The organism is Microbacterium sp. SYP-A9085 (assembly GCF_009649635.1).
Lineage (GTDB): Bacteria > Actinomycetota > Actinomycetes > Actinomycetales > Microbacteriaceae > Microbacterium.
This window is the reverse complement of the sequence record NZ_WJII01000001.1, coordinates 1-23,490: the sequence shown is the minus strand read 5'-3', so window position 1 is coordinate 23,490 and position 23,490 is coordinate 1. Positions and strand designations below refer to the sequence as shown.

The 23,490-nt window shown below is 70.1% G+C and carries 22 protein-coding genes; 13 read left to right on the top strand and 9 right to left on the bottom strand.

All coding sequences use genetic code 11. From position 1 onward, the window contains the following. Positions 1 to 3 precede the first annotated feature (3 nt). Entirely contained in the window at positions 4 to 1,818 is a 1,815-nt protein-coding gene (locus GH740_RS00110; protein ID WP_216644869.1) for a molybdopterin-dependent oxidoreductase, read from the top strand. 116 nt (positions 1,819 to 1,934) lie between these two features. After that, on the top strand, positions 1,935 to 2,945 hold the full coding sequence (gene moaA, locus GH740_RS00105) for a GTP 3',8-cyclase MoaA (RefSeq protein WP_367640670.1): 1,011 nt from the start codon (positions 1,935 to 1,937) through the stop codon (positions 2,943 to 2,945). Between the two features lie 592 nt (positions 2,946 to 3,537). Here the strand turns inward: moaA and GH740_RS00100 are convergent. After that, positions 3,538 to 4,089, bottom strand: coding sequence for a GNAT family N-acetyltransferase (locus GH740_RS00100; RefSeq protein ID WP_153744118.1), 552 nt, complete (start codon positions 4,087 to 4,089; stop codon positions 3,538 to 3,540). Positions 4,090 to 4,221: 132 nt separating this feature from the next. Here GH740_RS00100 and fdhD point away from each other — a divergent pair, with 132 nt between their 5' ends. Continuing rightward, the gene (gene fdhD, locus GH740_RS00095; protein ID WP_367640068.1) at positions 4,222 to 5,157 is read left to right on the top strand and encodes a formate dehydrogenase accessory sulfurtransferase FdhD; all 936 of its coding nucleotides are present in this window, start codon (positions 4,222 to 4,224) and stop codon (positions 5,155 to 5,157) included. Between the two features lie 248 nt (positions 5,158 to 5,405). Then, entirely contained in the window at positions 5,406 to 6,806 is a 1,401-nt protein-coding gene (locus GH740_RS00090; protein WP_253941142.1) for an amidase, read from the top strand. A gap of 10 nt (positions 6,807 to 6,816) precedes the next feature. On the opposite strand, the gene GH740_RS00085 is transcribed toward GH740_RS00090, so the two are convergent. Continuing rightward, the gene (locus GH740_RS00085; RefSeq protein WP_216644868.1) at positions 6,817 to 7,146 is read right to left on the bottom strand and encodes a helix-turn-helix transcriptional regulator; all 330 of its coding nucleotides are present in this window, start codon (positions 7,144 to 7,146) and stop codon (positions 6,817 to 6,819) included. A gap of 16 nt (positions 7,147 to 7,162) precedes the next feature. Here GH740_RS00085 and GH740_RS00080 point away from each other — a divergent pair, with 16 nt between their 5' ends. Then, positions 7,163 to 7,633 (top strand): SRPBCC domain-containing protein, encoded by a 471-nt coding sequence (locus GH740_RS00080; RefSeq protein WP_153744115.1) that lies wholly within the window; start codon positions 7,163 to 7,165, stop codon positions 7,631 to 7,633. A gap of 177 nt (positions 7,634 to 7,810) precedes the next feature. Here the strand turns inward: GH740_RS00080 and GH740_RS00075 are convergent, their stop codons facing one another. Further along, positions 7,811 to 9,451, bottom strand: coding sequence for an HAD family acid phosphatase (locus tag GH740_RS00075; RefSeq protein ID WP_153744114.1), 1,641 nt, complete (start codon positions 9,449 to 9,451; stop codon positions 7,811 to 7,813). Positions 9,452 to 9,588: 137 nt separating this feature from the next. Here GH740_RS00075 and pepN point away from each other — a divergent pair, with 137 nt between their 5' ends. Beyond that, positions 9,589 to 12,213 carry an aminopeptidase N gene (gene pepN / locus GH740_RS00070; protein WP_153744113.1) on the top strand — a complete coding sequence of 875 codons (2,625 nt, stop codon included), beginning with the start codon at positions 9,589 to 9,591 and terminating at the stop codon, positions 12,211 to 12,213. 72 nt (positions 12,214 to 12,285) lie between these two features. Here pepN and GH740_RS00065 read toward each other — a convergent pair whose 3' ends face one another. Together GH740_RS00065 and GH740_RS00060 are read right to left on the bottom strand one after the other, a co-directional pair. Next, a complete protein-coding gene (locus GH740_RS00065; RefSeq protein WP_153744112.1) occupies positions 12,286 to 13,329 on the bottom strand; it encodes an LLM class flavin-dependent oxidoreductase in 1,044 nt (347 codons plus the stop codon). A 28-nt stretch (positions 13,330 to 13,357) separates the two neighbouring features. Beyond that, a complete protein-coding gene (locus GH740_RS00060; protein ID WP_153744111.1) occupies positions 13,358 to 13,753 on the bottom strand; it encodes a DUF3054 domain-containing protein in 396 nt (131 codons plus the stop codon). A gap of 144 nt (positions 13,754 to 13,897) precedes the next feature. Between GH740_RS00060 and GH740_RS00055 the strand changes: the two genes are divergently transcribed. From GH740_RS00055 to gnd, 4 genes are all read left to right on the top strand, one after another. Then, positions 13,898 to 15,388 (top strand): glyceraldehyde-3-phosphate dehydrogenase, encoded by a 1,491-nt coding sequence (locus GH740_RS00055; RefSeq protein WP_367640064.1) that lies wholly within the window; start codon positions 13,898 to 13,900, stop codon positions 15,386 to 15,388. Between the two features lie 116 nt (positions 15,389 to 15,504). After that, positions 15,505 to 16,059 carry an OsmC family protein gene (locus GH740_RS00050; RefSeq protein ID WP_153744109.1) on the top strand — a complete coding sequence of 185 codons (555 nt, stop codon included), beginning with the start codon at positions 15,505 to 15,507 and terminating at the stop codon, positions 16,057 to 16,059. Positions 16,060 to 16,132: 73 nt separating this feature from the next. Further along, complete coding sequence (locus GH740_RS00045; RefSeq protein ID WP_367640061.1) at positions 16,133 to 17,206, top strand: crosslink repair DNA glycosylase YcaQ family protein; 1,074 nt, start codon at positions 16,133 to 16,135, stop codon at positions 17,204 to 17,206. 101 nt (positions 17,207 to 17,307) lie between these two features. Further along, complete coding sequence (gnd, locus tag GH740_RS00040; RefSeq protein ID WP_253941141.1) at positions 17,308 to 18,354, top strand: phosphogluconate dehydrogenase (NAD(+)-dependent, decarboxylating); 1,047 nt, start codon at positions 17,308 to 17,310, stop codon at positions 18,352 to 18,354. A 90-nt stretch (positions 18,355 to 18,444) separates the two neighbouring features. On the opposite strand, the gene GH740_RS00035 is transcribed toward gnd, so the two are convergent. Together GH740_RS00035 and GH740_RS00030 are read right to left on the bottom strand one after the other, a co-directional pair. Next, positions 18,445 to 18,867, bottom strand: a complete 423-nt coding sequence (locus GH740_RS00035) for a DUF1801 domain-containing protein (protein WP_153744107.1) — start codon at positions 18,865 to 18,867, stop codon at positions 18,445 to 18,447. Positions 18,868 to 18,885: 18 nt separating this feature from the next. Beyond that, positions 18,886 to 19,740 (bottom strand): nuclease-related domain-containing protein, encoded by an 855-nt coding sequence (locus GH740_RS00030; protein ID WP_153744106.1) that lies wholly within the window; start codon positions 19,738 to 19,740, stop codon positions 18,886 to 18,888. Between the two features lie 34 nt (positions 19,741 to 19,774). Between GH740_RS00030 and GH740_RS00025 the strand changes: the two genes are divergently transcribed. Beyond that, entirely contained in the window at positions 19,775 to 20,854 is a 1,080-nt protein-coding gene (locus GH740_RS00025) for a DNA polymerase IV (RefSeq protein ID WP_153744105.1), read from the top strand. Positions 20,855 to 20,873: 19 nt separating this feature from the next. On the opposite strand, the gene GH740_RS00020 is transcribed toward GH740_RS00025, so the two are convergent. Beyond that, on the bottom strand, positions 20,874 to 21,275 hold the full coding sequence (locus tag GH740_RS00020; protein ID WP_153744104.1) for a DUF6855 family protein: 402 nt from the start codon (positions 21,273 to 21,275) through the stop codon (positions 20,874 to 20,876). A 135-nt stretch (positions 21,276 to 21,410) separates the two neighbouring features. Then, positions 21,411 to 22,103, bottom strand: coding sequence for an aquaporin (locus GH740_RS00015; RefSeq protein WP_216644896.1), 693 nt, complete (start codon positions 22,101 to 22,103; stop codon positions 21,411 to 21,413). A gap of 38 nt (positions 22,104 to 22,141) precedes the next feature. Here GH740_RS00015 and GH740_RS00010 point away from each other — a divergent pair, with 38 nt between their 5' ends. Continuing rightward, positions 22,142 to 22,816: an ArsR family transcriptional regulator gene (locus GH740_RS00010; RefSeq protein ID WP_153744102.1), complete on the top strand. Its 675-nt coding sequence runs from the start codon at positions 22,142 to 22,144 to the stop codon at positions 22,814 to 22,816. Positions 22,817 to 22,834: 18 nt separating this feature from the next. Further along, positions 22,835 to 23,245: an arsenate reductase ArsC gene (locus tag GH740_RS00005; protein ID WP_153744101.1), complete on the top strand. Its 411-nt coding sequence runs from the start codon at positions 22,835 to 22,837 to the stop codon at positions 23,243 to 23,245. Positions 23,246 to 23,490: the final 245 nt, after the last annotated feature.

The window sequence follows — 23,490 nt, the reverse complement described above, 5'->3', positions numbered from 1 at the left end:
AGCGTGGACAGCAACGAGCTCGCGCCGACCCCTGACCCCACCGGTCGATCGGACCTTCCCGCGCCCGCCGATCCGGCAATCACACCGGACACGGTCCGCGAATTCCGGCTACGGCTGAAGCAGCCCGAGGACACCATCGATCCGCGCACCTGGGCGGGCTCGGTCCCGGATGCGCGGGGCACCGCGCCGCACCTGCGCGTGGGGCGCGACAAGTGGTTCAACCTGCTGTGGCTGATCCCCCTGGGGTTCGTCGCGCTGGTTGCGATGATCGCGATCGCGCAGGGCCTGCGCGAGTTGCCCGGCGTGAAGGACTTCATCGCTCGCTACCCGGGAACGGTGCTGCGCCCCGATGCCGCGGCGTTCGCCGGCTTCCCGGCGTGGGTGAGCTGGCAGCACTTCCTCAACCTGTTCCTGATGATCTTCATCATCCGGTCGGGCGTGCAGATCCTCACCGACCACCCGCGGCTGTACTGGACACGGCATTCCACCCCAGGACGTGAGTGGTTCCGCTTCCAGAAGCCGGTTCCGGAGGACCCGCTGTGGACCGCGAAGCAGGACTCCGTCAACGTGCCGGGCTGGATCGGCCTTCCGGGGCTCCGGCACTCCATCGGTCTGGCGCGCTGGTGGCACCTCGGCGTCGACACCCTCTGGCTGCTGAACGGCCTGGTGTTCGTCATCCTCCTGTTCGTGACCGGACACTGGACGCGACTGGTGCCCACGAGCTGGGACGTCTTCCCCAACGCGCTGTCCGTCGCGATCCAGTACGCGTCCCTCGACTGGCCGCTGGAGAACGGCTGGTACGCATACAACAGCCTCCAGCTGCTGGCCTACTTCATCACGATCTTCATCGCCGCTCCGCTGGCCGTGATCACCGGTCTGGGGATGTCGCCGGCCCTGTCCACACGCATGCGCTGGATCAGTTCGCGGTTCAGCATCCAAGTCGCCCGCTCGCTGCATTTCCTGGTGCTGTGCTGGTTCCTCCTGTTCATCGTGGTGCACGTCACGCTCGTGTTCACGACCGGCGCCCTGCACAACCTCAACCACATGTACGCGGGCCGCAACGACGGAACCTGGGTCGGCTTCTGGATCTTCGCGGCGTCGATGGTGGTGGTCATCGTCGGCTGGGTGGGCGCGTCGCCGTTGACCCTGCGCAAGCCCCGGCTCATCCAGCGCGTCGGGTACGCCCTGATCGGGCCCGCGCAGCGCCTGTTCGAGCACGTGGACGCGAAACCCGGTCAGTACACCGAGAAGGACATCTCGCCGTACCTGTGGCACAACGGCAAGTACCCCGAGACGGACGAGTACCGCGCCCTGTTCGAGAACAACTTCGCCGACTACCGGCTGAGGATCGGGGGACTCGTGGCCAACCCGGTCGAACTCGGCATCGCCGAGCTGCGGGAGCTTCCGCACCACGAGCAGATCACCCAGCACTTCTGCATCCAGGGATGGTCGGGAGTGGCGAAGTGGGCGGGCGTGTCGATGTCGACGATCCTCGAGCTCGTCCAGCCCGACCCGAAGGCGAAGTGGGTCGTCTTCTACTCCTTGGGCGACGGGCCCGACGGCGGCACGTACTATGACGCGCATCCCATCGAGCAGATGAACTATCCGCTCACGATGCTGGCGTACGACATGAACGACGAGCCGCTCTCCTACGGCCACGGTGCTCCGCTGCGTCTGCGCAACGAGGTGCAGCTCGGGTTCAAGCTGGTCAAGTGGATCCGCGGCATCGAGTTCGTGGAGGACTTCACCGCCCTGGGCGGCGGCTACGGTGGATATAACCAGGACCACGAGTTCTTCGGATACCGCCAGTCGATCTAGGAGGGACACCGGTGACGAGCACGCTGCCCGACGGGTCGCTCGCACCCGCGCCCGGCCGGGTGCGCACCACGGGACGGCGCAGCGTCCCTGTGCGCATCCCCGACCCGGGGCGTCCCGTGCGCGATACGCGTGGTCGTGCACTCCAGGATCTGCGCATCTCGGTGACCGACCGGTGCAATTTCCGCTGCGTGTACTGCATGCCGAAGGAGATCTTCGGGCGCGACTACGCGTTCCTGCCGAGGGAGCTGCTGCTCACATTCGAGGAGATCACCCGCGTCGCGCGCGCCGGCATCGAGCTCGGCGTGCGCAAGCTCCGGCTCACCGGCGGCGAGCCGCTGCTGCGCCGCGACCTCGAGGAGCTGGTCCGGATGCTGGCGGCCCTGCCCACCCCGGACGGGACGCCGCTGGATATAGCCCTGACCACGAACGGCTCCGCGCTCGCGCACAAGGCGCCCGCGCTGCGGGCAGCGGGTTTGAGCCGCGTCACGGTGTCGCTGGATTCGCTGGACGACGCCACCTTCCGGGCCATGAACGACATCGACTTCCCCGTCGATCGGGTCCTCGACGGCATCCGCGTCGCCCGCGAGCAGGGTCTACCGGTCAAGGTCAACACCGTCGTCAAGCGCGGCGTGAACGACCACGACATCCTCTCGGTGGCGGAGCATTTCCGCGGCACCGGTGTCACGGTGCGGTTCATCGAGTTCATGGATGTCGGAACCACGAACGGCTGGAACCTCGCCGAGGTCGTCCCTTCGGCCGAGGTGATCGAGCGGATCTGTGCCGTACATCCGCTTGAGCCGGTGCCGCCCGCCTACCCGGGCGAGACGGCGACGCGCTGGCGGTACCTCGACGGGGCCGGCGAGGTCGGCGCCATCTCGAGCGTGACCGCGCCGTTCTGCGGAGCGTGCACGCGCGCGCGGATCTCGGCCGACGGGAAGCTGTTCACGTGCCTGTTCGCGGCGCGCGGCCACGACCTGCGGGCGCTGTTGCGCTCGGGCGCGGACGACGACGCGGTCCGCGACGCTCTGGCCGGCCTGTGGGCGGTGCGCGACGACCGATACTCGGAGCTGCGCGCCCAGGCGACGGCGCCCGCCGAGCACGTCGAGATGTCCTACATCGGCGGCTGAGGCGCGGCATCCGGCGGTCGCGCCGCGCGCGCGGCGGTCCTCCGCGTTCGCGGTGCACGATTCCGCGTTCGCGCTGCACGATTCCGCGTTCGCGCTGCACGATTCCGCGTTCGCGCTGCACGAATCCGCGTTCGCGTCACGAATTCGCTGGCGCGGATGTCGAAAAGTGCAGCGCGTGCGATCCGCGGCCTGCCAGAAGAGGCGCGGATGTCGCGGAGTAGCGCGGATGCGGATTCGTGGCGCGCGATGCCGTGCGTGGCAGTCGCTCCGCGTTCGCGCTGCACGAATCCGCGTTCGCGTCACGAATTCGCTGGCGCGGATGTCGAAAAGTGCAGCGCGTGCGATCCGCGGCCTGCCAGAAGAGGCGCGGATGTCGCGGAGTAGCGCGGATGCGGATTCGTTGCGCGCGATGCCGTGCGTGGCAGTCGCTCCGCGCTCGCGCTGCACGATTCCGCGTCCGCGCCAGGGATTCGCTGGCGCGGATGTCGGAAAGTGCAGCGCGTGCGATCCCGCAGCCGGTGAACGGGCGCGGATGTCGAAGTGTGGCGCACGTGCGGAAGTCCACAGCGCACACGACCCGGGACGCCGGGATCTACTCGCGCCCCGCCTCGTCGAGATCGCGGACGCGGCGCCGCTCGCGCAGTGCAGGGACCCCGGTGTTGCGCACGATCCGCTCGTCGTCCTTGACGGTGCCGTCCTCGCGCCATCCGTGCCGCTCATAGAACCGCGCTGCTCTGTCATTCCCGTCGAGTACCCACAGCGACGCGACGCGGAAGCCCGACCCCCGCAGGCTCTCCTCGGCCTGCGTGATCAGGGCGTGCCCCGCCCCCGTCGACCAGTGGTCGGGCAGGACGTACAGCGCATACAGCTCGCCGCGGGTGGGACCGTCGTCGTCGCGGCACGGTCCGGCGGACGCCCACCCGACGGCCAGCCCGTCGCGCAACGCGATGAACTCCGCACTGCGCGGATCGGCGTGATGTTCGGCCCAGTGCTGCGCACGGCGCTCGGCCTCGTACTCAGCATCCAGGTGCTCGAGCAGCACGTCCGGGATGAGTCCCGCGTATGCCGCCTTCCACGAGCGGACACGGATCGTGGCGATAGCGCGGGCATCGGCATCCGTCGCCGGCCGCACCGAGAGGACCATCCTTCGACGCTACCGGCGCGCACCGCCCGTTTCCACACGATGGACGGCACGGCGCCGCCGGCCGCCCCCGCGAGTACCCTCGAGAGGAAGGGATCGTCGACGATCCACGGCCTGAGGTGCGAAGGAGGCGACGTGGGACGCATCACCGTGCACAAGCCGATTCTGCGCGTCACCGTCGGCACGGACGACGGCGACCACACAGCGCGGCGCTCCGACACGCTCGCGGTCGAGGAGCCGCTGGAGATCCGGATCGGCGGCGAGGCGCTCACCGTCACGATGCGCACGCCGGGGCACGATGTCGAGCTCGCCGCGGGTTATCTCGTGGCCGAGGGCGTCATCACCCGTTCCGAGCAGTTCGGGTCTGCGATCCACTGCGGCGGCCCCGGGACCGGCGGCCGCATCGTCGAGACCGGGCCGCGCCCGCTGCTGGCACAGACCGACGGCAACACCTACAACGTGCTCGACGTCACCCTTGCACCGGGGACACCGCCGCCGGACGCGGCGCGCGCCCGCCGTTCGGTCACCACGAGCGCCTGCGGAGTCTGCGGCGTCGCCTCGATCGACCAGGTGTCGCTCACGTCGTCGTTCGACGCGGCCGCCGACCCGATGGCGGTGGATGCCGCGTTCATCTCGTCGCTGCCGGACGCGCTGCGCGCCCACCAGGACGTGTTCGAGAAGACCGGAGGACTGCACGCCGCCGCGCTGTTCGATGCGCAGACGGGGCGGATGCTGGTGCTGCGCGAGGATGTCGGACGGCACAACGCCGTCGACAAGGTCGTCGGCTGGGCGGTGTTGAACGACCGGCTCCCCGCACGCGGCACGGTGCTGCAGGTGTCGGGCCGGGCCAGCTTCGAGCTTGTGCAGAAGGCCGCCATGGCAGGCATCCCGATGCTGTCGGCCGTGTCGGCGCCGTCGTCGCTCGCGGTCGACCTCGCCGAAGCATCCGGCATCACCCTCGTCGGTTTCGTCCGCGGCACCACGATGAACGTCTACACGCGGACGGACCGGGTGCGGATCGCGCAGCCGGCGCCGCTCGACTCCGCCGCGCTCGACCCCGCCGCGCGCTGAGTCGCAGCATCCCTCTCACCCGCGGTTCGGTCGTCGATGTACATGTTCGGTCGTCGCAAAGTGCGACTTGGGCGCCCGCGATGTCGCGTTTCGTGACGACTGAATCGAGTCCAGGCATTCCACCATCCCGTTCGGTCGTCGCGAAGTGCGACCCAGATGCTCCCGAACCCGCGTTTCGTGACGACTGAACCGGTGGGCGGACCATCACGCCGCCGTGCACGGCCTCGCGCTGTGCTGTGATGGAGGCGATGAGCACGACATCCCCCCTGCCCGGCGCGTTCGCCCTGGCCGCCGACATCCGCGCTCGCCGGGCGTCGGCGGCAGAGGTCGTCGACGCGCACCTCGCGCGCATCGACGCGCTCAACGCGGGGCTGAACGCCCTCCCCGTCGTGTTCGCCGACCGGGCGCGGCGGGCCGCGGACGACGTCGACCGCACTATCGCGGCCGGCGGCGACCCCGGGCCGCTCGGCGGCGTGCCGATCTCGGTCAAGGAGAACATCGACCTCAGCTGGTCCGCGACGACAGAGGGATGGCGGGGCCTCGCGGACGCGGTGCCCGACCGCGACGCGACGGTCGTGGCCCGGATACGCGCCGCCGGCGCGATCCCGATCGGCCGCGGCAACATGCCGGATTTCGGGATGCGGTGGGACACCGACAACGACCTGTTCGGCCGCACCGTCAACCCCTGGAACCCGAGCCGCACAACGTTCGGCTCCAGCGGCGGCGACGCCGTCGCGGTGGCGACCGGGATGAGCGCTCTCGGCCTCGGCAATGACTTCGGCGGATCGATCCGCCTTCCCGCCGCCGCTCTCGGCATCTGCGGGCTGCGGCCCTCGACCGGCCGCGTGCCTCGCGGCGCCGTGCGTGACCCGGGCCCCGCGCTCACGCTGCAGCGCTTCGCCTCCAGCGGAGTCCTCGCCCGCCGCGTCGACGACCTCGAGCGGACCCTCGACATCATCGCGGGGTGGGATGCCGACGACCCCGTCTCCGAGGATCTCGCGCCGGTGTCCGGCTACGATGGCCCGCGGCGCGCGATCGTCGTCCGCGATCCGCTGGGGTGGGGTGTCGCCCCGGATGTCGCGGCTGGCATCAACCGCGCCGCTGCCGCCCTGCGAACCGCGGGTTGGGTTCTCGTGGATGCCGAGCTCCCACTGCTCGAGGAGGCGGCGGTCCTGTGGCGGCAGCTCGCCTGCACCGACATGCTGTGGAGCCTCGACCCGTCGCGGCTGCCGATGCCGCTGGGCCGGTCCGCGACCCGGTTCCTGCGCGACAGCACCGCCGCTGCGCGGCCGTTCGACTCCGCCGCGGACTACGCGCGGGCGTGGGCTCGTCGTGCGGTGGTCGAGGCCGAGTGGCGCCGCCTGCAGGTCGAGCACCCCGTCGTGCTCGGGCCGGTCTTCACCGATCCGCTGCCGCGGCCGGACTTCGATCTCGGCGGACAGCAGGAGGCGGATGCCGCCTGGCGCGCGCTCCGGCTCACGGTCGCCGTCAACTTCCTCGGCCTTCCCGCCGTCACCGTACCCACCGGGCTCGGCGGCGACAGCCTGCCCACCGCGGTACAGCTGATCGGACCGATGCACGGCGAAGCCGCGGCGCTCGCCGCCGCGCGCGACGTCGAGGCGGCCCTCGGCCCGCTGCCGCTGCGGTAGTGGATGACGCTCACCCTTCGTCGAGCCGCGCGAGCAGTTCGACGGCCGCGCGGGTGTACCCGTCGATCCAGCGGTCGTGGATGCGCTTGATCGGCAGCGGCGCGAGCGACAGATGCCGCTCGCGCCCGACACGCCGCCCGGTGACCAGCTCGGCCGCCTCGAGCACCCGCAGATGCTGCAGCACCGTGGTGCGATCGAGCTCGGCGAACAGGTCGCAGACGGCGCCGGTCGTCCGCGGCTCCGCCTTCAGCGCGTCCAGGATGCGCCGACGCACGGGCGACGCCAGCGCCTTGAACACGCGATTGTCGTCGACCGGGGTCTTGCGCGATGCGGTAGACATGTTGTAAAAATACAACATGTCTACCGAACTGAGCGAGCTGACGTTCACCGTGTCGGGACGTGTCGCGCGCCCGATCGCCGAGGTGTACGACGCCGTGGCCGATCCCGAGCAGCTGTCGCACTACTTCACGACCGCCGGTGCACGCGGGCGACTCGAACCCGGGAACGAGGTGACGTGGGACTTCCACGACTACCCGGGCCGGTTCCCGGTCGAGGTGGTGGAGGCGCAGTCGCCGACCCGGATTGTGATCCGCTGGGGCGGGACCGCGACGACCGCCGCCGACGGCACGACCACCGCCACGTTCGAGTTCGAGTCGATCGACGACGGTGCGCGCACGCTCGTCACGATCACCGAGTCGTCGTGGCAGGTCTCGCCGGACGGCGCCCGCAGCGCGTTCGGCAACTGCGAAGGCTGGACCGGCATGCTCGCCGCGCTGAAGATGTGGGTCGAGCACGGCATCCACCTGCGCGACGGCTTCTACGCCTGACGCGGCCGGGCGCGGCCGTGTCCAGGTCGCAGGAGATTCTGTGCGCGGCCGCACGACACGCCGGGTCCGGCGGGCCGGGACGCAGGTTTTCCTGCGAGTTGAGCGATGTCGGCAGTCGCCGCCCGGGCATGACGGATGCCGCGAGCCGGCCGGCCCGCGGCATCCGTCCCCATTCCCCTAGGGCAGGTAATACGTCGGGTTCGGCAGCTTCACGACGCGGTCGGCGTACCCGCCGATCAGGTCACTGAACTGGTCGCCGAAGTTCGCGACGATCCGGTATCCGCCGCCGGGCGCGCTCTCCACGTGCGCCCGCGTCTGGGACTTGTACTCGATCGTCGTGCACTTCGCCGTCGCGCACGTGATGTACGACGGCTGCTGCGAGGTGCCGACGCCGGTCCACTTCGTGTAGTAATTCGCGGCGGTGAGCCCGGTGTAGCCGACCTTCGCGAGGTTGCCGAGCGTCGCGGCCTTCTGCCCGTCGTTGCGGCCGGTGAGCCCGATCAGCGTGCACCCGGCCCGCTGCAGCATCGCCGTGGCGCTGACCATCCCGGGCGTCGCCGGGAACCGCTCGGCCTGCACCCAGACATCCTGCTCGGCGGGGTTGAACACGAAGTGCATGTCGGCCACCTCCATGTCGTACGTCCACAGCGTGGTGTCGTCGGCGTCGAGGATGACCGCCGGGTTCTCGTGACGGCGGTCGGCGTTGCGGCACTGCGCGGCGATCGCCGGCAGCCGGTGGCGCAGCAGCGTGCGCAACTCGCTGATGTACGGCGAGGCCGTCGTGCTCGCGATCCCCGTCCCCGGGTCGCCGTAATAGGCGGCGATCGTCTTCTTCACGACGTCGATGTTCGGGATGCCTTCGCCGCCCTGCGTCGCGCCGCTCGACCCGTCCGCGGCCATCGTGAAGTGCGTGCGCGGCGCGAGGCGCGGCTCGTGCAGGCCCGGCAGGTCGGGGGAGGGCAGGTAGTACGTCGGGTTCGGCAGCTTCTGCACGTGGTCGGCGTAGCCGCCCTGCAGGTCCGACCACTGGTCGCCGATGTTCACCGCGATGTCGTAGCCGAGGTCCTGCTCCAGGTGCCGGCGCGTGCCGGCCTTGAACTCGACTGTGGTGCATGACGTCGTCACGCACGCGATGTAGGACGGCTGCGCGCCGGTGGGCCACTTCGTGTAGTAGTTCGCGGCGGTGAAGCCCGGGTATCCCACGTTCGTGACGTTCTGGATGGATGCCGCCTTCTGCGCGTCGCTGCGACCGGTGATCCCGATCACCGCGAAGCCCAGCGCGCGGGCGGTGGTGACCAGGTCGACCATGCCCGGGGTCGCCGGGAACCGCTGATCCTGCACCCACGCGTTCTGCTCGGCGGGATCGAACACGAAGTGCATGTCGCCGACTTCCATGTCGTACGTGAACAGCATCGTGTCGTCGGTGTCCACGACGATCGCGGGGGTTTTGCCGGAGCGCCGCGACTGCGCGAGGTAGTGGGGCAGCCGCTTCTTCAGGGCCGCGACGATGCGGTCCATCTCGGAGATGTACGGCGAGGCGGTCTTGTTCGCGATGCCGGTCCCCGGGTCGCCATAATAGGTCGCTATCGTCTTCTTCACGATGTCGATGTTCGGGATGCCCTCGCCGCCCTGGGTGAGACCGCTCGACCCGTCCGCGGCCATCGTGAAGTGCGTGCGCGGGGTGAGCGTCTGCGACGCGGACGACGTGGGGGAGTGCCCCGGGGAGAGCGCCTGGGCCGAGACGGCACCCACCGCGCTCAGGGCCAGGGTCAGTGCGGCGGTGACAGAAACGGCCGCCAGGCGGCGTGGACGCATCATCTTCGACTCGCTTTCGGTCTGCAAATGGCAATCCGCCGTGCGTCACATTAGACCCGCCTGAAAGCGCGCGAAAGAGAGCGAGCGGCTCGGAAAGATGAGTGTTCTCTCCTCTTTTCGCACGGTGATTGACTGGGGGAATGACCGACATTCCCCGTCCCGACAACGAGAACCTCACCCGTGACGAGGCGGCCGCCCGCGCCCGCACCGTGCGCACGCACGACTACACCGTCGACGTCGACTTCTCGCGTGCCGCGGATACCGCCGTCGACACCTACCCGGTGCGCACCCGGGTGAGCTTCGATGCGGAGCCCGGGGCGTCCACGTTCCTCGACTACCTCGGCGCCCACGTGGCATCCATCGTCCTGAACGGGGTGGAGCAGGATGTCGCCGCCGCCGTCGACGGTGCCCGCATCGTGCTCGGCCCGCTCGCCGCGCACAACGAGGTCGTCATAGCGTCGGAGTCGATCTACTCGCGGTCGGGGGAAGGTGTCCACCGGTTCGTCGACCCGGCTGACGGGGCGACGTACCTGTACTCGCAGAACGAGCCCGTGGACTGCCGCCGGATCTATCCGTGCTTCGACCAGCCCGATCTGAAGGCGCGGTTCCGGGTGACGATCACGGCCGACGACTCCTGGCATGTCGCCGCGAACGGGGCGCTCCAGTCGCACCATCCCGCCGGCGACGGCACGAGCACCCGGGTGTTCGCGGTGACCGAGCCGATGTCGACGTACATCACGACGTTCCTGGCCGGGCCCTACACGCAGTGGCACGACCAGTACGCCGGGCGCACGGCATCCGGTGTCGAGGTCGCGATCCCCCTCGGCATCGCGACCCGCGCGTCGCTGGCCGACAGCATGGATCCCGACGCGGTGTTCGAGATCACCAAGCGCGGGCTGGACTGGTTCCACCGACACTTCGACGTCGCCTACCCGTGGGGCAAGTACGACCAGGTGTTCGTGCCGGAGTACAACCTCGGCGCGATGGAGAACCCGGGACTGGTCACTTTCACCGAGCGGTACGTGTTCACCTCGCCGGCCACGCAGGCGCAGCACGAGCAGCGGGCGAACACGATCCTGCACGAGATGTGCCACATGTGGTTCGGCGACCTCGTGACGATGACCTGGTGGGACGACCTGTGGCTCAAGGAGTCGTTCGCGGACTATGTGGGCACTCTGGCCGTCGACGAGGCGACCGACTTCACGACGGCGTGGACGACGTTCGCGTCACGGCGCAAGGCGTGGGCATACCGGCAGGACCAGTACCCCACGACCCACCCGATCGTCGCGGACATCGTCGACCTCGAGGCGGCCGATCAGAACTTCGACGGGATCACGTACGCGAAGGGCGCGTCCGTGCTCAAGCAGCTCTCGGCGTTCGTCGGACCGGACACGTTCCTCGCCGCAGCCCGCGCGTACTTCGCGCAGCACGCGTGGGGAAACACGACGCTCGACGACTTCCTGGGCGCCCTGCATGAGGCGTCCGGCCGCGACATGCGCGGCTGGGCGCAGGCGTGGCTGACGACGGCCGGAGTGAACCGGCTGCGGATCGAGACGACGGTGGCGGACGGGACAATCGCAGCTGCGGTGCTGCACCAGGACGGCGTCGACCCGCGCACCGGCGAGGAGGTGCTGCGGCCGCACGTCGCCCGGATCGGCGTGTACGCGCCGGACGGCGACGGCCCGGCACGGTTCGAGACCGCGCACCCGGTGCGCGTGGAGGGCGCCGCGACGCCGCTGCCGGAGCTTGTCGGCACCCCCGCGGACCGTGTGCTTCTGCCGAACGACGGCGATCTCACGTACGCCAAGGTCGTGCAGGATCCGCACTCCCTGCAGGTCGTGCTGGATGCCGGTCTCGACGACGAGCTCGCGCGCGCGACCGCACTCGCCGGGGCGTGGAACATGGTGCGCGACGCCGAACTGCCCGTGGAGCGCTTCGCCGACGGTGTCGTCGCGAACCAGCACCTCATCGAGGACTCCGGAGTGCTCGCGCAGGTGCTGCTGCAGGCATCCGCGGGGCTCGCGTCGTACACGACCGCCGCCCAGCGGCAGCGGCTGCTGTCGCGCTGGGCCACGTTCCTCGTCGATGCCGTCGTCGACGACCCAGCGCCCTCGGACCGGCGCACCGTGCTGCTGCGGACTTTGTTCGCGACGCTCGGGGACCTTCAGGACCCGGTGGCGCCGCTGCTCGATGTCGTGCGCTCCTGGCTGGATGATGCGGACGTCGCGCTCGGCGAGGAGCTCACGTGGGGCGCCCTGGTCGTGCTCAGCGCGCACGGGCGCGTGGACGCAGATGCGCTGCGCGCCGCGCACGAGCACGCTCCGACGGCGGTGTCGGCAACCGGACTGACCCGCGCGCTGGCTGCCCGTCCGGACGCAGAGGTGAAGGATGCCGCGCGCGAGGCCGCCTACACCGGGCGGGATGCCGCCGGTGCGGTGCTCTCCAACGACCACCTGCAGGCGACGATCGACGGCCTCGCTGTGGACCCGACCGGTGCGGGCGCCGGGCACGGCGCGGAGTACTGGCGGCGCATCGAGGACGTGTGGACCGCGCAGAGCCAGGGGCAGGCGACCCGCGTGGTCGCGGGCCTTTTCCCGTCCGACACCGAGCTCGCCGACGGCGACGAGCACACGCATCCCGACGTGCGCGCGGCGCAGGGGTGGCTCACCGCCCGGGCCGACGCTCCGCACGCGCTGCGCCGCATCGTGATCGAGCACCTCGATGACCTGCGGCGCCGCCTCCGCGCCCAGGCCGCGTCGGCCTGAGACATCCCGCCCCGGCGTGAGGGGACGCGAATGGCGGCTTAGAGCGAGAGAATTCCCGCCGAACGCGTCACCTCACGCAGGAAGGGAGCGCTCCGTCGTGGGGGTCCAGCCGAGGGCGGGCGCCACGTGCTTGGCGAACGACTCCACAATCCGCAGGTTGAACTCCACGCCGAGCTGGCTCGGGATCGTGAGCATCAGCGTGTCGGCGGCCTGCACCGCGGCATCCTGCGTCAGCTGCTCGACGAGCACGTCCGGCTCCGCCGCGTACGTGCGGCCGAACGTCGAGCGGAACCCGTCGATGTAGCCGACGCCCTCGCCCTCCCGGCTGTGCCCGAAGTAGAGGTGGTCCTCCGCCGTCACGAGCGGGAACACCGACCGGCTCACCGACGTGCGCGGCGTGCCCGCGTGCCCCGCCTCATGCCACGCGGCGTGGAACGCCTCCAGCTGCTCGGCCTGCAACTGGTCGAACGGGATGCCGCGATCCTCCGTGAGCAGCGTCGACGACATCAGGTTCACCCCGACCCGTCCCGCCCACTGGGCGGTCTCGCGGGACCCGGCGCCCCACCACACGTGCGAGCGCAGCGTCGGCGAGTACGGCTCGACCCGCTGCATCCCCGTTCCGCCCCCGAACGGGCTGGACGCGTCGCGCTCGGCGAGCCCCTCGCCGTCCACGGCGCGCATGAACAGCGCGAAATGGTCGCGGGCGATATCGGCGGCGCGCGGATCGGTCGATCCGGTGTACCCGAACACCTCGTACCCGCGCACCACGGTCTCGGGTGACCCGCGGCTCACCCCGAGCGCGAGCCGGCCGCCGCTGATCAGGTCGAGCGCCGCGGCCTCCTCGGCGAGGTGCAGCGGGTTCTCGTACCGCATGTCGATGACGCCGGTGCCCACCTCTATCCGCTGCGTCCGCGCCGCTATGGCCGCCATCAGCGGCATCGGCGAGGACTGCTGTCGCGCGAAGTGATGGACGCGGAAGTACGTGCCGTCCACGCCCAGCTCGTCCATCCCCTGGGCGAGGTCGATGGCCTGCAGCATCGAGTCGGCGGCCGTGAGCTGGCGCCCGCCGCCGAGGGGTCCGTAGTGCCCGAACGAGAGGGTTCCGAATCGCTGCATGGTGGTTGCAACCGTACGCCCCGTTGGCCTATTCCGGTGAATGGATGCTGTCGGCCGGCGCGCCGCGCGCGCGCCGCCGGCCGACGACCGTCGCGATCAGCCGCCAGCCCACCAGTGCGACCAGGAGGAACGCCGCCGCGACGATGACGAACGGCAGTGCCGTCCCCTGCCCGACGGCCGCGCGCAGCAGCATCCCGGCCACCAGGGTCACCGCCCAGACGCCCAGGCCCGTGCGCCACGGCCGGGTGGGCGCGCGCCAGGCGAGGGTGACCAGCCACCCGATCGCCAGCCCGGCGAGGAACGGCCAGGCCGTGCTCGCCAGGCCCGGCAGGTCCACTGTCTCGTGGTGGCTCGCACGGCCGACGACGGCGAACACGACGACGAGGGCCGCGTCGGCGACGAAGGACCAGGCGATGCGCGACATCCCCCCATTCTCTCAGGGCGGGTACCCAGTTGCGGCCCGGGTAGAATGGCCGGTGATCCCCTTGTTCCGCACGCATCGGCGTGCCTGGAACCCGCAACGATGCCGTCGGCCCGAGACGTCCGGTACGGCACACGAAGGAGCGCCGTGAACAGCCCGGTCGACATCCACCGCCGCACCTGGATCGCCCGCGAGGAGCAGGCCGAGCGCCTGATCCCGCTCGTGGGCGGCCTGTACCGCAATCGCGGGGTGGTGACCTCCATCCACGGCCGGCGCCTGATCGGGCTCAACTCGATCGACCTCATCAAGGCGCACAAGTTCGCCCGGCAGGCCGGTGCCGACGAGCTGAGCCTGGATGCCTCGACGGCCGTGCTCGAGGCGCTCACCGCGCTGCACCCGGGGCCCGCGTCGCTGGACATCGCGCGGCTGCACGCCGCGTACGTCGCACGCGGGCAGGGCGGCGACCTCGTCGAGTTCCTGCGCGGCGAGGTGGCCGAGATCCTCGTGGAGGACGACGGAGAGCCGGAGCCGAAGGATGTCGTGCTGTACGGCTTCGGCCGGATCGGGCGTCTGCTGGCACGGCTGCTCATCTCGCACGCCGGCAGCGAGTCGGGGCTGCGGCTGCGCGCCATCGTCGTCCGGCAGGGCAGTGAGGACGACCTCGTGAAGCGCGCGAGCCTGCTGCGGCGCGACTCCGTGCACGGCCCGTTCGCGGGCACGCTCACCGTGGACACCGAGAACAACACGATCCTCGCCAACGGCACGCTGATCCAGGTGATCTACTCGAACGACCCCGCCACCGTCGACTACACCGCGTATGGCATCCACAACGCGATCGTCGTCGACAACACCGGCCGCTGGCGCGACCGCGAGGGTCTCGAGCAGCACCTGCGCTCGAAGGGCGTCGCGCGCGTGCTGCTGACCGCACCCGGCAAGGGCGACGTGAAGAACATCGTGCACGGGATCAACCACGGCGACATCGCTGCGACCGACCGCGTGCTGTCCGCGGCATCCTGCACGACGAACGCCATCACGCCGGTGCTCGCGGCGATCGATGAAGCCTACGGGATAGTCCGCGGGCACGTCGAGACCGTGCACTCGTACACGAACGACCAGAACCTCATCGACAACTTCCACAAGGGCAGCCGCCGCGGACGCTCTGCGGCGCTGAACATGGTGATCACCGAGACCGGCGCCGCGAAGGCCGTCGCCAAGGCGCTGCCGCAGCTGGCCGGCAAGCTCACCGGCAGCGCTATCCGCGTCCCCACCCCCGACGTGTCGCTCGCGATCCTGAGCCTCACGCTGCAGCGCCCCGCCGCCCGCGACGAGCTGAACGGCTACCTGCGCGCGGTGTCGCTGCACTCGAAGCTGCGCCAGCAGGTGGACTACATCGAGTCGCCCGAAGTGGTCTCCACGGACTTCGTCGGCTCGCACCGCGCCGGCATCGTCGACGGCCTGGCCACTATCGCGGACGACGACAACGTCATCGTCTACGTCTGGTACGACAACGAGTTCGGCTACAGCTGCCAGGTGGTCCGCGTCATCGAGGAGATGGCGGGCACGCACCCGGCCGTGCTGCCCCCGCGCGTGGACGTCACGCTGGAGTCGATGAAGGACCTCGCACCCGCCGTCGTGTGACACCGGATGTCGGTCGGTGACCGCGTAGGTCGCGCGGTGACCGCGTGTGTCGGTCGGTGACCGCGTGTGTCGAGGCCGCGTGACACGGTCCTGAGCGTCCCAGTACCGTCCCGGACATGACCTCACTCTCACCCACCCTCACCGACACCGACATCACCGCCGCCGAGCGCGCCGAACGCCTGATCGCCGCGGGCGGCGACTGGGGCGCGCGCATCGACGCCGACCGCACGTCCGCGCACCTGACCTACCGGGTGGAGGGCGTCGCCGAAGGCGCCGTCGCCACCCGCGTGACCGCAGGGCGCCACGAGTTCTTCATCGACGAGCCCGCCGCCCTCGCCGGCGACGACGACGCGGCCAGCCCGGTCGAATACGCCCTCGGCGCACTGATCGGCTGTCAGGTCGTGGTGTACCGGCTGTACGCGCAGGTCCTCGGCATCCAGGTGGACGACATCCGCGTCCGCGCCGAGGGCGACCTCGACGCGGCGCGGCTGCTCGGCAAGGACCCCGAAGTCCGGCCCGGGTTCGGCGACATCCGGCTGCACGTGCAGCTCACCGGGCCCGAGTCGCTGGAGCGGTACGAGCAGCTGCGCGCGGCCGTCGACGCGAACTGCCCGGTATTCGACCTTTTCGCCAACCCCACGCCCGTCAGCGTCACGGTCTCCAAGGGCTGAGCTCGGCATCCCGTCCCCGCGCCGGCGGCGCCGGTTCTTTCCGGTGTCGCCGGCGCACGGTACTGTCGGGCGGGTGGTGCATGAGCTGACCCGCGACCAGGCGCGGCGCATCGTCGTGCGCGCCCAGCTGCTGGACGCCGACCGGCCCGGGGATGTCGTCGAGGTGGCCGAGCAGCTCGGCTACATCAAGATCGACCCGACGGCGGTGATAGCGCCGTGCGAGCACACGACGCTGTGGACCCGGATCGGCTGGTCGTACGAGCCCGGGCAGCTGCACAAGAGCGTCGAGGACGACCGCCTGCTGTTCGAGTACGACGGCACGTTCCGCCCGACGAGCCTGCTGCCGCTGATGCTGCCGGCGATGCGGCGGGGGCCCCGGCACGAGAAGACACGGCAGTGGCTCGAGGCCAACGACGCATTCCGGAAGGACGTCCTCGCCCGGCTGCGGGCGGAAGGTCCGATGACCGCCGACGGCATCCCCGACACCGCCGCCGTCGTGGCCGACTCCGCGGACGGCTGGTACGGGCCGAACCAGGTGCCGCGGATGCTCGAGGTGCTCGCGCGGCAGGGTGTCGTTGCCGTGGCCGGCCGCTCCGGGCGCACCCGTGTGTGGGACATCGCCGAGCGCGTGTTCCCGCAGAGTCTGCCGGAGTACCCGGAGGACGAGGCGGTGCGCATGCTGGCGGAGCGCCGCCTGCAGGCGGCCGGCATCGCGAAGCAGAACTCGCCGTGGACTCCCGTGCGCGAGGCCGGGGAGCCGGCGCGGGTCGAGGGGTCGAAGTGGAAGTGGCGCGTCGACCCCGAGGCGCTCGCGCGGGTGGACGAGGAGGTGGACGGCCGTGTCGCGTTCCTCAACCCGTACGACGGGATGCTGTTCGACCGTCCGCGGCTGCGTGAAGTGTTCGACTTCGACTACGTCCTCGAGCAGTTCAAGCCGAAGGCGCAGCGCGTCTACGGCTACTTCGCGCATCCGATCCTCATGGGCGACCGTTTCGTCGGGCTGCTGGATGCCGAGATCGACAAGAAGGAGGGGGTGCTGCACGTCAACGCCGTGCACGAGCTGATCCCCTTCGAGCCCGAGGAGATGGACATGGTCCGCGCCGAGATCGACGATCTCGCCCAGTGGCTGGGAATACCCCTGGGATAGCTCCCGTCTGTCAACGCCCCGGGCTCGCAGGGGCGGCGGGCCTAGACTGCCGACGGTACGCGAACGGACGAGTCGCCACGGGAGAGCATATGCAACTGGGAATGATCGGCCTCGGACGGATGGGCGCCAACATCGTGCGCCGGCTGATGCGCGACGGACACGAATGCGTGGTCTTCGACACGAACCCCGACGCGGTGAAGGCGCTCGTGGACGAGGGCGCGACCGCAGCCGACAGCATGGCCGACCTGGCCGCCAGGCTGCAGGCGCCGCGGGCCGCGTGGGTCATGGTCCCGGCATCCATTACCGGGAAGGTCGTCGACGAGCTCGCCGACGCGTTCGCCCAGGGGGATGCCATCATCGACGGCGGAAATTCCAACTACCGCGACGACGTGCGGCGCGCCGCGGCACTGGAGAAGCGCGGTATCGACTACATCGACGCGGGCACGTCCGGCGGCGTGTTCGGGCTCGAGCGCGGATACTGCCTGATGATCGGGGGGCCGGATGACGCGGTGGCGCGCCTGGAGCCGATCTTCCGCACCATCGCGCCCGGACCCGGCGACATCGAGCGCACCCCCGGCCGATCGGGGAGGTTCGCCCCCGAGGAGCAGGGATACCTGCATTGCGGGCCCAGCGGTGCCGGGCACTTCGTGAAGATGGTGCACAACGGCATCGAGTACGGCGTGATGGCGGCGCTCGCCGAGGGGCTGAACATCCTCAAGAACGCGGATGCCGGCACCCGCGAGGCCGAGCATTCCGCCGAGATAGCGCCGCTGGAGGAGCCGGAGTTCTACAAGTTCACGATCGACACCCCGAAGGTGGCCGAGCTGTGGCGGCGCGGTTCGGTGATCTCGTCGTGGCTGCTGGATCTGACGGCGGCCGCGCTCGAGGACAACCACGAGCTGACCGGGCTCGCCGGCCGCGTCTCGGACTCCGGTGAGGGACGGTGGACCGTCAAGGCCGCGGTGGATGTCGGGGTCCCCGCGCCGGTGCTCGCGGCATCCCTGTTCGAGCGCTTCGCCTCGCGCGACGAGGACCAGTACGCGAACCAGCTGCTGTCGGCAATGCGACTGCAGTTCGGCGGGCACAAGGAGCTGCCCACCGGCGACGTGCTCGAGGCGGGCAGCCGCAAGGCCGACGCGCAGGGCTGATCGCGCCGGCCAGCCCTGGTTTGGGGCGCGTTCCTGCGTTTGGGGCGGCATCCTGCGGTCGATTCTGCAGGAATCCGCCCCGAACCGGGGTCAGGGCACGGGATCGTCGCCGCGCGTCCACGCGATGGCGATGAGCTTGCGCAGGATGTCGAGGTCGATGTCGTCGAGCGTCTTCACGTAGACGCAGCCGGCGCCCTCGGTGTAGGTGCCGAGCGACGGCAGCAGGACGACCCCGTCGGGCAGATCCTTCAGTCCGTACAGCGACAGCTGCGCCTTGCGCGGCGAGAACCCGGCCTTCGGCCAGTCGCCCTGCCGCTTCGGGTCGGACGGCGACACGTACCGGTAGCTGCCGTAGCCGACGATCGACGGGCCCCAGAGCACCGGCTCTACGCCGGTGACCTCGGTGAAGATGCGGGCCAGGGCGATGCCGTCCTCGCGTCGCCGCCGCGGCGTCGCGGCCTCGAGGAACGCCGTCACGTCCGCGGTGGTCGGATGGGTCTTGATCGTGCTCATCCGGCCATTATCCCGGGATCATGCCGATGGAAAGTGCGAAGCCAGGCGGGCGTGGGTCGCCGCCACGTCGATCGGCGTGTCGGGGGCTTGGATCATGCGCGTGATGAGCAGCCGAGGCCACACCACGTGGATGCCGTTCACGGTGAACGATCCGCCGATGAGCGGCCAGTCGGCCTCGACGAAGCAGAGCACGCCGGTGATGGTGATGGCCGGCGCCGTGGCATCCAACGCGGACGCGACCTTCTTCACCTGACCCTGTACGCCCGCGACGAGCCGAGTGCCATCCCGGCCGCCGATCCGCAGCGACTCGACGCGGGGGCGGATGATCCCGCCTTCGAGGTGCAGCGCCGGACGCTTGCCCTTGTACCGCTTCGCGTCGATCACCCACACTCCCGTGGGCCCGACGGCGATGTGGTCGATGTTCGCGTGCGAGCCGGGGATCCGCCGATCGTGCAGCATGCGCCAGGTATCGGGCAGGTCCTTGAGCCGTTTGGCCATGATCTCTTCGCCGACTGCGCCCCGCTGCCACGCCTGGGTGCTCTGCGGTTCGTCAGAGAGCGCGAGGATGAGCCCGCCGATCCGCGGATGTGCGGTCCTGACCCGCTGCTCGCGGCTCGTCGCCCGACGCTCGTACTCGCGACGAGCGGAGGCCCCGGCGGTGTCCGCCTCCGGCGGGCCCGGCACCGGGCTCGCTGCCGCGTCGTCGGCCGCCGACTCCTGTGCAGCCGACGGACATTCGACGCAGCGCACCGTCTTTGTGTTGCGCTCGTAAACCGCCTCGCTGCCGGCGCGCAACACAGCGCCGCAGATCCGGCACGTGCCCGGGTATCGCAGTCGCATCCTCTTTTCGTCGCGGCCGTCGTCGAGCGTCATGGTGCTGAATCTAGCGGTCCGTCAGACTGGACCCATGACCGGTCACGCACCCGCGTGGGTGCTGCATGTCGATCTCGACCAGTTCATCGCGGCCGTCGAGGTGCTGCGCAGGCCCGAGCTCGCGGGCAAGCCGGTGATCGTCGGCGGCCGAGGGGATCCCACCGAACGGGCCGTGGTCTCGACAGCGTCGTACGAGGCACGCGAGTTCGGGGTGGGGTCGGGGATGCCGCTGCGCATCGCCGCGCGAAAGGCGCCGGACGCCGTCATCCTGCCCGTCGACGCTCCGGCCTACACCGCCGCATCCGCGGAGGTCATGGCGACCCTTCGCGAGCAGCCCGGCGCCATCGTGCAGGTGCTCGGGTGGGACGAGGCCTTCCTCGGAGTGCGCACCGAGGATCCGGAAGCGTATGCGCGGCACGTGCAGGCGGCCGTGCTCGCGCGGACGCGCCTGCACTGCAGCGTCGGCATCGGCGACACCCTCGTCCGTGCCAAGAACGCGACCGGCTTCGGCAAGCCACGAGGAACGTTCCGCCTCACCGAGGTGAACTGGCTGGGGGTGATGGGAGATCGGCCGACGATGGAGCTGTGGGGCGTCGGGTCGAAGATCTCGAAGCGGCTTGCCGCGCACGACATCCTCACCGTCGCGCAGCTCGCGCACGCGGACGAGGCCGTGCTGATCGCGGAGTTCGGGCCGAGGATGGGGCTCTGGTACCGCCAGTTGGCCCGCGGCGACGGTTCGTCGGTGGTGGACGACACCCCGTGGGTGGCCCGCGGGCACGGCCGGGAGACCACGTTCCAGCAGGATCTCGTCAAGCGCGCCGAGATCGAACAGGCCGCCCGCGATCTCGTCGCGCAAGTGCTCGAGGATATCGCAGCCGAAGGGCGACCGGTGGTCGGCGTGGGCCTGAAGGTGCGCTATGCGCCGTTCTCGACGAAGACCCTCGTGCACAGGATCCCGGCGACGTTCGACCGAGACACCGTCCTCGCGGAGACGATGAAGCTCGTCGAGAAGATCGAGCCCGACCGTCCGCTGCGGCTGCTCGGCGTGCGCGCCGAGATGGCGATGCCCGACGATGCGCGCGACGGCCACACGCCCACGCGAAGCGGATGGTGAGGCCGGCGTTCAGCGGGTCCTACGCCTGAGCAAGGGCCCGCACCCGGTTGTTCCGAGGATTGTGCTCGAGCTCGACCATGCCGAGCTCCTCCAGCAGCGGTGGGAGATACATCCCGAACCGTCCCCGGTACCCCTTCCGCGTTCCGTACCAGCCACCCACGGGGTTGGACTCGGAACGCCCCCAGGCTTCGACGGTGCCCTCGGTCGCCGGCTTCTGCTCGTCGGCCGCCCCGAGCAGCACCCAGCCGCCCTGCTGACGCAGCCACTCGTGAAGATCGTCGATGGCGCGCGCCTGGTAAGTCAGGCGTGTGCTGCCCACCATGCAGACGATCTGGTCGCCGTCCCGGTACATCGTGTATTCCGAGCTCCCCGGCGGCGTACGCAGAACCCAGGGATCCGACTCGGTTCCGCTGCCCGCCATGCTGACTCCCTCTTCCGTTGCCGCCAGGGTGGCGATCCCTTTGTGGCAAGTCTCGTCGGTCGCGCGACGTGGCTGCAAGATCGGACGAAATTGCCTGGTCGATGCCGGCCACCCGGTCCGCTCGAGGGCCTCGCGTCAGGCGAATGCCTTCCTCGCCGCTGGGAAGAACGCGAGGACGAGTCCGACGCCCACCGCCGCCCCGACGAGCTGTGCACCCAGATACGCGAGCGCAGACAGCGGGGCGATGCCGGCGAAGGTATCGGTGAAGACGCGGCCGATCGTCACGGCCGGGTTCGCGAAGGACGTCGACGAGGTGAACCAGTAGGCCGCTCCGATGTATGCGCCGACCGCGGGCCCGACAAGACCTGTCCGCTGCGTGCGCACCAGCGCGAAGATCAGCAGCAGTAGCCCCGCGGTCGCGACGACCTCCCCAAGCAGCTGCCCCACGGAGAGTCGGTCCTTCGTGGAGAGCGTGGTCGGGACGGCGAACATCAGGTTCGCGAGGATGGCGCCCCCTATGCCGCCGAGGATCTGGGCGGCGATGAACGTGACGATCCCGATCGCTCGCGACTCCGCACCAAGCGCGCGATCGGCGAGCGTCACGACCGGATTGAAGTGCGACCCCGAGACGGTCTGGAAGATGAGGATCAGCACGGCTAGGCCGAACGCGGTGGCGGTCGAGTTCTCGAGGAGCTGGAGTCCGGCATCGGCAGGGGAGAGGCGTTGCGCGGCGATCCCCGAGCCGACGACGACGGCGACCAGGAGTCCCGTCCCGAGGAACTCGGCGGCGACGGCGCGCCAGAGCGGTGTGGTGTTCATCGCCTCCATCCTTGACGACATCCGATAGCTGAGTCAAGATTGAGTCAATGAGTGATGAGCGAATGAGCCTCGATGGGCGGGTCAGCCGGTACGCGGCCCTCGCCGACCCCGTGCGTCTGCGCATCGTCGACCTCTTGACGGTCGGGGACGTCTCCCCGCTCGAACTGCAGGGACAGCTCGGGATCTCGTCGAGCCTGCTCGCGCATCATCTCGCGGTGCTCGAGCGCGAGGGGATGGCGCTGCGTGCGCGGTCTGAGGCCGACCGGCGCCGCACCTACGTCCGGCTCGGTGACGCCGCGTTCGATGACCTGCTCCCCGCCCCCCGGATGGCGGCGCGCCGGGTCGTCTTCGTCTGCACCGGCAACTCCGCTCGATCCCAACTCGCCGCCGCGCTCTGGCATGAGGCGAGCAACATCCCGGCCGCGTCGGCCGGGACCCATCCCGCAGAGCGGATCGAACCTGGTGCGATCGCGGCCGCGCAGCGGCATAACCTCACACTCGCCGTCGCCCGGCCGCGCCGCCTCGACGAGGTGATCCAGGCCGACGACTTCATCGTGACCGTGTGCGACACCGCACACGAAGAGATGGCCGAGCCGGGGCAGGTGCACTGGTCGATCCCCGACCCGGTCCGCGACGGGTCGGATGCCGCATTCGACGCCGCGTTCGCCGAGATCTCCGGCCGGATCGACAAGCTCGCCCCGCGCCTGACATCCCCGCTCTGACTCGAAGGGACTCCACGAATGACCGACAAGCCCACCGTCCTGTTCGTCTGCGTGCATAATGCCGGGCGCTCGCAGATGGCCGCCGGCTTCCTGCGTGCACTCGCCGGCGACCGCGTCGAGGTGCTCTCCGCGGGCTCCGAGCCCAAGGACGCGATCAACCCCGTCGCGATCCAGGCCATGGCCGAGGAGGGCATCGACATCGCCGGGAACACGCCCACGATCCTGACGGTGGACGCCGTCCGCGAATCGGACGTCGTGATCACGATGGGATGCGGCGATGCCTGCCCGATCTTCCCCGGCAAGCGCTACGAGGACTGGGTGCTTGACGACCCGGCGGGCCAGCCGATTGAGGTCGTCCGGCCGATCCGCGACGAGATCCGCAGTCGCGTCGAGCGGCTGCTCGCCGAGTTGATCCCCGCGCACCCCTGAGGTGACCTCGACACACAGCGAGAGCCTGGCCGACGGCCGGGGTCTCGTTCATGAAAGTCGCCATGCCGCGACTCAGATGTCGTCTGTGCCGCGGCTCAGAACAAGAGCGGAGGATGGGGTGTCTAGGTTCACGACATAGGTCACAGGTGATAGGTCGCTGATGAGTCGGGACATAGGTCACAGTGCGATGCATGTCGAAGCATCGTGTCGTGGTGTTGAAGATCGTCGCCGGGCAGCTCACCGTG

Excerpts from the sequence above, each read along its gene's own strand:
- GH740_RS00100 (WP_153744118.1), bottom strand. The coding sequence starts at position 4,089 with ATGGTCCTCTCGGTGCGGCCGGCGACGGATGCCGATGCCCGCGCTATC.
- GH740_RS00090 (WP_253941142.1), top strand. The coding sequence starts at position 5,406 with ATGAGCACGACATCCCCCCTGCCCGGCGCGTTCGCCCTGGCCGCCGAC.
- GH740_RS00085 (WP_216644868.1), bottom strand. The coding sequence starts at position 7,146 with ATGTCTACCGCATCGCGCAAGACCCCGGTCGACGACAATCGCGTGTTC.
- GH740_RS00080 (WP_153744115.1), top strand. The coding sequence starts at position 7,163 with ATGTCTACCGAACTGAGCGAGCTGACGTTCACCGTGTCGGGACGTGTC.
- GH740_RS00075 (WP_153744114.1), bottom strand. The coding sequence starts at position 9,451 with ATGATGCGTCCACGCCGCCTGGCGGCCGTTTCTGTCACCGCCGCACTG.
- pepN (WP_153744113.1), top strand. The coding sequence starts at position 9,589 with ATGACCGACATTCCCCGTCCCGACAACGAGAACCTCACCCGTGACGAG.
- GH740_RS00065 (WP_153744112.1), bottom strand. The coding sequence starts at position 13,329 with ATGCAGCGATTCGGAACCCTCTCGTTCGGGCACTACGGACCCCTCGGC.
- GH740_RS00060 (WP_153744111.1), bottom strand. The coding sequence starts at position 13,753 with ATGTCGCGCATCGCCTGGTCCTTCGTCGCCGACGCGGCCCTCGTCGTC.
- GH740_RS00050 (WP_153744109.1), top strand. The coding sequence starts at position 15,505 with ATGACCTCACTCTCACCCACCCTCACCGACACCGACATCACCGCCGCC.
- gnd (WP_253941141.1), top strand. The coding sequence starts at position 17,308 with ATGATCGGCCTCGGACGGATGGGCGCCAACATCGTGCGCCGGCTGATG.
- GH740_RS00035 (WP_153744107.1), bottom strand. The coding sequence starts at position 18,867 with ATGAGCACGATCAAGACCCATCCGACCACCGCGGACGTGACGGCGTTC.
- GH740_RS00030 (WP_153744106.1), bottom strand. The coding sequence starts at position 19,740 with ATGACGCTCGACGACGGCCGCGACGAAAAGAGGATGCGACTGCGATAC.
- GH740_RS00025 (WP_153744105.1), top strand. The coding sequence starts at position 19,775 with ATGACCGGTCACGCACCCGCGTGGGTGCTGCATGTCGATCTCGACCAG.
- GH740_RS00020 (WP_153744104.1), bottom strand. The coding sequence starts at position 21,275 with ATGGCGGGCAGCGGAACCGAGTCGGATCCCTGGGTTCTGCGTACGCCG.
- GH740_RS00015 (WP_216644896.1), bottom strand. The coding sequence starts at position 22,103 with ATGGAGGCGATGAACACCACACCGCTCTGGCGCGCCGTCGCCGCCGAG.
- GH740_RS00010 (WP_153744102.1), top strand. The coding sequence starts at position 22,142 with ATGAGTGATGAGCGAATGAGCCTCGATGGGCGGGTCAGCCGGTACGCG.
- GH740_RS00005 (WP_153744101.1), top strand. The coding sequence starts at position 22,835 with ATGACCGACAAGCCCACCGTCCTGTTCGTCTGCGTGCATAATGCCGGG.